The organism is Kitasatospora sp. P5_F3 (assembly GCF_054049135.1).
The window spans coordinates 24,363-31,139 of the sequence record NZ_JBFUMY010000046.1 but is presented as its reverse complement, the minus strand read 5'-3'; the positions used below and the strand labels follow the sequence as shown (position 1 = coordinate 31,139).

At 70.0% G+C, this 6,777-nt stretch carries 6 protein-coding genes; all 6 read right to left on the bottom strand.

The window, feature by feature from the left end; all coding sequences use genetic code 11:
• From ACXJMZ_RS24960 to ACXJMZ_RS24935, 6 genes are read right to left on the bottom strand one after another with little or no spacing between them, the layout of a single operon-like run.
• Window positions 1-741, bottom strand: a complete 741-nt coding sequence (locus ACXJMZ_RS24960) for a nucleotidyltransferase domain-containing protein (RefSeq protein WP_457032292.1) — start codon at window positions 739-741, stop codon at window positions 1-3.
• 32 nt (window positions 742-773) lie between these two features.
• The gene (locus tag ACXJMZ_RS24955; RefSeq protein ID WP_457032291.1) at window positions 774-2,015 is read right to left on the bottom strand and encodes a cytochrome P450; all 1,242 of its coding nucleotides are present in this window, start codon (window positions 2,013-2,015) and stop codon (window positions 774-776) included.
• 30 nt (window positions 2,016-2,045) lie between these two features.
• A complete protein-coding gene (locus ACXJMZ_RS24950) occupies window positions 2,046-3,059 on the bottom strand; it encodes a S66 peptidase family protein (RefSeq protein WP_457032290.1) in 1,014 nt (337 codons plus the stop codon).
• 1 nt (window position 3,060) lies between these two features.
• A complete protein-coding gene (thrS, locus tag ACXJMZ_RS24945; protein WP_457032289.1) occupies window positions 3,061-5,070 on the bottom strand; it encodes a threonine--tRNA ligase in 2,010 nt (669 codons plus the stop codon).
• 36 nt (window positions 5,071-5,106) lie between these two features.
• Window positions 5,107-5,844 (bottom strand): class I SAM-dependent methyltransferase, encoded by a 738-nt coding sequence (locus ACXJMZ_RS24940; RefSeq protein ID WP_457032288.1) that lies wholly within the window; start codon window positions 5,842-5,844, stop codon window positions 5,107-5,109.
• A gap of 20 nt (window positions 5,845-5,864) precedes the next feature.
• On the bottom strand, window positions 5,865-6,758 hold the full coding sequence (locus ACXJMZ_RS24935) for a hypothetical protein (RefSeq protein WP_457032287.1): 894 nt from the start codon (window positions 6,756-6,758) through the stop codon (window positions 5,865-5,867).
• Window positions 6,759-6,777 lie beyond the last annotated feature (19 nt).

The window sequence follows — 6,777 nt, the reverse complement described above, 5'->3', positions numbered from 1 at the left end:
TCAGCGGTTGGTGGTGACGGATTCGATGACGCCGTGCCAGGTTCGGCGGTAGCCCTCGCGGAGTGGGCCGCCGGCGAGGTCGAGGATAGCTGTGGCGGTTTGGATGAGGGGGGTGGGGTTGTTGGTCCGGGACAGGTGGGCGTGGGCTTCGAGCAGGGTGGTGCCGCGTTCGGGGTCTGCCTCGAGGAGGCGTCGGGGCAGCCATTTGCCGCTGCCGGTCCAGGCCCGGTGGTGGTCGCAGAGCAGGTCGGCTGCGGTGTTGAGGACGAATCCGGCGATGGCCAGGCGCTCGAAGACGTCGGTCGCGTCGTGCAGGTCGTCCAGGGCGTCGGTGAGTCCGTAGCGTCTGGTCTCCACGGTGTCCGGGTCGAGTGCGGCCGGGCCTTGCCGGAGGTCGGTCTCTGCCAGGGTCCGGGCCCGCCCGGCTTCGCCGTCGGTGTCGACCAGGACCAGGCCGGTGGCGTACATGCTCTGCATGACCGCGCGGCGGGTGGCGAGATCGACCGCGAAGAGATCACGCAGACCGGCCCGGGTGTGGACGAAGAGCTCCACCACCCGGCCCTCGAAGCGGAGCGTCTCCCGGTACGTCTCACCGCCGCTGGCGACCAGGACCGCGATGTCCAGGTCACTGCCGGCAGTTGCCCGCCCCGAGACCGTGGACCCCGCCAGCACCACGGCAAGAGCACCGGGAAAACGGTCGCGGACAAGACGCCGGGCTTGGTCGATCGGATCACGATTCACCCGACCACGGTGCCACAGACCCCCCAAGGCCGTCACACCATCGGGACCGGGTCCCGGTAGACGGATGCGCCGAGGGCCGGGACCCGCTCGACGGAGTCGAGGTCGAGCCCGGCCAGGTCGCGGCGGGTGAGGACGCTCCGCAGCGCCTCCTCCAGGGTGACCTGGGCGATGCCGGCGCCGAGGCAGAAGTGCCGCCCGTGGCCGAAGGCCAGCGAGGTGCCGCCGCCCGGGGAGTCGGCCGCGACCGGAGCGTCACCGGTCGTGGCCTCGACCGCGGCGGCCCAGGCCAGTACGCCGACCACGCGCTCCCCCGCCGCGATCTCCCGACCGTCGAACGTGATCGGGCACCGGGACCGGCGGGGTGCGAAGTGGAAGCCCGTGTCGCGGCTCAGACACAGCTCGACCAGGCCGGCGAAGTCCCCGGCGGCGGCCAGCTCCTGTGCCTGCGGCGCGTGCCGGGTGAACCGCAGCGCGCCGACCAGCGCATTGGACGTCGGATCCAGGGCTCCGGTGACGATCTGCATGTAGACGGCGGCCAGTTCGCGCCTGGACAGCTGTACACCGGCCGCGTTCAGCTCGTTCAGCAGCCAGTCCTCGCCGCTGCGGCCGCGTGCGGCCAGCCACTCCTCCAGTTCCTCGATCCGGTCCAGGGCGGCGCGGGCCATCCGGACGTCCTGACCGTCGTTGGAGAGGTAGCCGATGGTCGGCGCGGTCATCGCCCGGAGCCGGTCGATCTCCTCCGCGGGCAGCTGCAGCAGCAGGGAGAGCATCACCTCGCTCACAGGCTGGGCGAAGGTGGCGACCGGCCTGCGGCCGTCCGTCCGCTCGCTGATCTCCTCGAAGGAGGAGCGGAGGGCCGGCCGCAGTTGTTCGGCGCGGGCCCGGGAGAAGTACCGCCGCAGGGTCCGGCTGGCCGCACGCTGCGCGGGCGCGTCCGAGAACACCGGCCAGCAGCCCAGAAAGGCTTCGAGCTCCTCGACCGTCTCGGCCCCCGGGGCGCCCACCAGCGCGGGCTCCAACGGGGAGGCGCCCCGCGCGACGAACCGACGGTCCGTCAGCATCTCCCGTACGTGCGCGGGGTCGGTGACGTACCAGGACCGGGTCGGCTCGTGCCAGCTGGCTCCCTCGCCGGTGGCCCAGAGCATCGAGTAGGCCTGGTAGGGGTCGCCGGTGAGCAGTCGGTCGACATCCCCGTGTGCGGGGCATCCGCCGCCGCTTCGGGGCGCCGCCTGCGCGGCTGCGGCCTCGTGGGCCGGTCGCGATGTTCCTGGCATGAGCTGGGTAGACCTTTCTGGCCGTGTCCGTCAGGCGCCCGGGACTGCGTCGAAGCGCAGTGACACCTGTCCGTTCGCCTCTGCTGTCAGTTCGGCGGTCCTGCCGAGGGTGATCGACATGATGGGGTCGACGTGGCCGAACGGAAGATCGGCCACCACGGGTACCGCCATCGCACTGGTCACCTCGCGCAGCCGCTTGAGGACTTCCTTCGTGTCGATCTCGACACCCGCCGGGATCCGCCCGAGGGCGAGCCCGGCGATCCTCCCGAACTCCTCCTGCTGGCTCAGCTGGTGCACGAGCCGCAGGGCCTGCCATTCGAGTGCGCTGTCGGAGATCTCGACGAGCAGGATGCGTTCGGAGAGCCTCGGCCAGTACGGGGTCCCGGCGTGCGACATGAGGGTCTCCAGGTTGAGCGCGAGGACCTCGCCACGCCCGAACCCCTCCCTGATCACGAGGGGTGCGGAGCTCCGCACCGCCGCCCTCCGCACGCCGTCCTCGGTCTCCCAGCGACGCCTCTCGTCGACCCGGGTGTCGGCCCACGACGCCTCGTACGCCTCGCCCCGGGTCGCCTCGAGGAGGGAGTCCAGGGAGTACCGGCGGACTCCCCCGAACTCACCGAACTGGGGAAGGACCGCCGGACCGTAGACGCTCGCCAGCCGGGCCCGCTCGCTCAGGAACAGGTGGAACGAGCTGGTGTCGCTGTAGCCGATGAACCACTTCGGATTGGCGCGGACCAACTCCAGATCCACCGAGTCCAGCAGCTGGTGCGAGGCCCAGCCCCCGATCGCCGACACGATCGCGGAGACGTTCGTGTCGGCGAACCCGCGGTGGAGGTCCGAGATCCGGGTCGCGATGCTCTCCGCACCGGGCTTGCGGCTGTCGGAGACGTGGGCGCCCAGCTGGACCCGGAACCCGCTCCGCTCCAGTTCCAGGACACCCCGTCGGAGCCTGCGGTCGAACCTGGACGCGGTGTTGGAGGACAGGGACACCACCAGGATCTCGTCGCCCGGCTTCAGCGGCGGTGGAAAAGTGACTCCCGGCATGTCACACGTCTTGGCCCGCCTGCGCGGCGGCGGTGGGGCTTGCCGTCTCGCGGGAGGCGATGGTGCGAAGGATCCGGTCCGCGATCTCCGCGAGGGGGAGGTCCGCCTCCTGCGAGCCGTCCCGGAACCGGAGCGACGCCGTACCCGCTGCCACGTCCCGGTCGCCGGCGACGACGACGAAAGGTGCGCGCAGGCGCTGGGCGTTCAGGATCTTCTTCGGCAGGCGATCGCTGGACGCGTCGAGCTGAGTGCGGACACCCGACTCCAGGAGTTCGCCGAAGAACTTCGCAAGGTAGTCGGTGTGGCCGGACTCGGCGTCGCTGCGCACCGGCACGCCCGCCACGTGGACGGGTGCCATCCACGCCGGGAACTGCCCGCCGTAGTGCTCGATGAGCACCCCGAGGAACCGCTCCAGGGAGCCGAAGAGCGCGCGGTGGATCATCACCGGGCGGACCCGGGAGCCGTCGGCGGCCTGGTACAGCAGCTCGAATCGCGCCGGGGTCTGGAAGTCGAGCTGAATGGTCGACATCTGCCAGTTCCGGCCCAGCGAGTCACGCACCTGGACGCTGATCTTGGGGCCGTAGAACGCCGCGCCGCCCGGGTCGGGGACGAGCTCCAACCCGGTGGACTCGGCAGCCGCGACCAGGGCCTGGGTCGCGGTCTCCCAGTCCTCCGCGCTGCCGATGAACTTGTCGGAGTCGTCACGGGTCGACAGCTCGAGGTAGAAGTCGCTCAGGCCGAAGTCGCGCAGCAGGTCCAGCACGAAGGCGAGGACCGTCTTCAGCTCCTCCTGGATCTGCTCCTGGGTGCAGAAGATGTGGGCGTCGTCCTGGGTCATGTTCCGGACCCGGGTCAGGCCGTGCAGGGTGCCCGACCGCTCGTACCGGTGCACCGACCCGAACTCGAAGAGGCGCAGCGGCAGTTCCTTGTAGGAGCGGCCGCGATTCTTGAACACCACCGCGTGCATGGGGCAGTTCATGGCCTTGAGGTAGTACTCGCTGCCGTCCACCGCCATGCCGGGGAACATTCCGTCGGCGTAGTACGGGAGGTGCCCCGACCGCAGGAAGAGCTCCTCCTTGGCGATGAAGGGAGTGTTGATCAGCGTGTAGCCGGACTTGCGGTGCTTGTCGAGCGAGTACCGCTGCATCTCGTCGCGGATCGCGGCACCGTTCGGCAGCAGGATGGGCAGGCCCGGGCCGATCTCGTCGGCGAAGGTGAACAGTTCCATCTCGGAGCCGAGGCGGCGGTGGTCCCGACGCGCGGCCTCCTCCAGGAACTCGCGGTGGCGGGCCAGGGCCTCCTCGTCCGGCCAAGCGGTGCCCTTGATGCGCTGCAGGCTCTCGTTTCCTTCGACCCCCTGCCAGTACACGGCGGAGGACGAGGTCAGCTCGAATGCCGTCAGGTAACCGCTGTGCGGGGCGACCACGTCGGTGCCGGTCCCGGTCCACAGCGGTTCGGCGCCCTCCTGGCCGACGGTGTAGCGGAAGGCGTTCGGAGCGTCCTTGCCGAGCTCCTCCGCGGCGATCTCCAGCAGGAACCGGTTGCCGGCCGCGGGCACACCGGCCTCCTCGACGGAGGCGATCCGGTGGGCGTCGACGGCCAGCCGGCGCTTGACGATCCGGCGCATCCGCTTGTCGAGACGCTTCAGCACCTCGGGGGTGACCGGCTCGAGCTCGGCGAAGTCGGCGTAGAAGCCGTCCTCGGCGGGGCCCGAGCCGGCGGGCAGGGCGTCCGGGAACTCCTCGCGGACAGCCATCGCCAGCACCAGGGCCGCGGTGGCCCGCAGCACCCGCAGACCGGCCTCGCTGTCGGCGGTGAGCACCCGGGCCTCACCCGCCTCGGCGAACGTCTGGCGCAACGACTGGGCCTGGCCGCCGATTTCGACCGCGACGGCCGTGCCAGGACGGCCGGGGGTGCGGGTCTCCCCCTGCAGCAGGGAGAGCGGGGAAGCCTGGGCTTCCACCGAGAGGGGGAGATGGGGGTCCTGCTCCAGGACCGGTGCTTCAGCCATTGTTCTGTGACTCCGTCGCGGTGGCTTGACTTGCTGTTAGTTGCGAACGAGATGGAACACGAGGTCGCCGGGGTACTCCCCGTCGCCGTACGGGGTGCCCCGGTAGTCCGAGTCGATGCGGACGACGTCGAATCCCGCGCGCTGGATGAGCGGCACCACTTCCCCGAGGAAGTAGTAGCGCGTCTGGTAGTGCCAGTGCAGGTCGTAGGTCTCGCCCTCGGGCGTGGTGACCGTGTAGTCCTCTTCGATGAGCTGGGTCTGCCGGAAGTGGTCCCGGTCGTTGACGTTGACCACTCGCTCGATGCGGTAGCCCTCGCTGTCCTCGAAGACCTGGGAGGCGATGACGCCGGTCTTGGAGAGCAGCGGGATCGAGGGGTTGAACAGGTCGAAGATGAAGACGCCGCCCGGCCGCAGGCTCTGCGCGACCTGCTTCAGGCACGCCTCCAGCTCGTCCGGTTCGGTGACGTGCTGGAACACCCGGAAGGGGGCGATCGCCAGGTCGACGTCCTCACCCTGGAAGGACTGGATGAGTTCGCAGCGGGTCTCGATCGTGTCGAGGCCCCGGGCACGCACGCTGTCGTTCAGGACCTCGACCTCGTCGGCGTCCATGTCCACCGCGATGATGTGGGTGTCCGGCAGTCGTTCGGCCAGCTTGAGGGTGACTCGTCCGGTTCCGCAGCCGAATTCCGCCAGGCGCTTCGGAGCAGCCTTGGCGGCCTGCTCCAGATAGAATTCGACGTCCTCGGTGCGCGACTCGTACACGAGGTCGTACACGGATGCGACGTTCTTGTATTTCAGGTCCACAGGTTGATCTCCAGGTGTTCTGACCAGATTCCGTCGAATTCGGCCTGGGCGAATCCCTCCGCCGTGTAAAGGCCGTGCAGCCACTCGCCGAGCTCTTCCCGGCCGACGCCGGACCGGCCGACGGCCGTGCGGCAGGCCTCCAGGTACTTCCGCAGGAGTTTGGCCCTGGCGTCCCGGTTGGACGGCCGCAGCCCCTCGTTCCAGAGGACCGCGGACACCAGGAACGCGTCCTGCAGATGCCGGTTGGCCCAGTGACCGGCGGTGGGCCCGGCGGGGAAGGGGAAGGCGTCCAGCACGTGGTCGAGGCCGAGCTGGGCCCGCAGGACGGTGGTGTCACCGAACCCGATCTCGGTGAACGGCTCCGCGACGGGGCCCCCCTCGCCGGGGGTGAAGTCGATGTAGTTGCCCACGTCGTCGTAGTCACCCGTCACCGGGTGGCGCAGCGCGACGTTGAAGTTCACGCCCTGGACGCCGGGGATGCCGATGGAGTGCGTGTAGTACTTCGGCGCCCGGCTGTCCCACTCGACCCTGACCCGCTCCGCGAAGACCTCGATCGCCGGGAACAGGCTGTGGTGGGCGCGACTGGCACGGACCAGCACGTCCTCGGGGCCGAACCCGCAGCGATCGAGGAAGAAGGCCAGGGTGTTCCCGGCCGGTGCCGGTCCGGCGCCGGCCGGGAGAGCGATCGAGAAGTTGGTGAAGTGGCCGCCCCAGCTGAAGGGGGTGGCACAGTCACCGAGGGTCCTGAGGTTCTGGGTCCGGACCGCCGGCTGGACCGCGAGCACCCCGCCCGCCGGGACTCCCCCCGGAATCCAGGGCTTCAGTGCGCTGATCGACGATCCGATGAGGTGGACGGAGCGGTCGACCCCGGAGGAGATGCCCACGGCCGGCACCTGCCGGGCC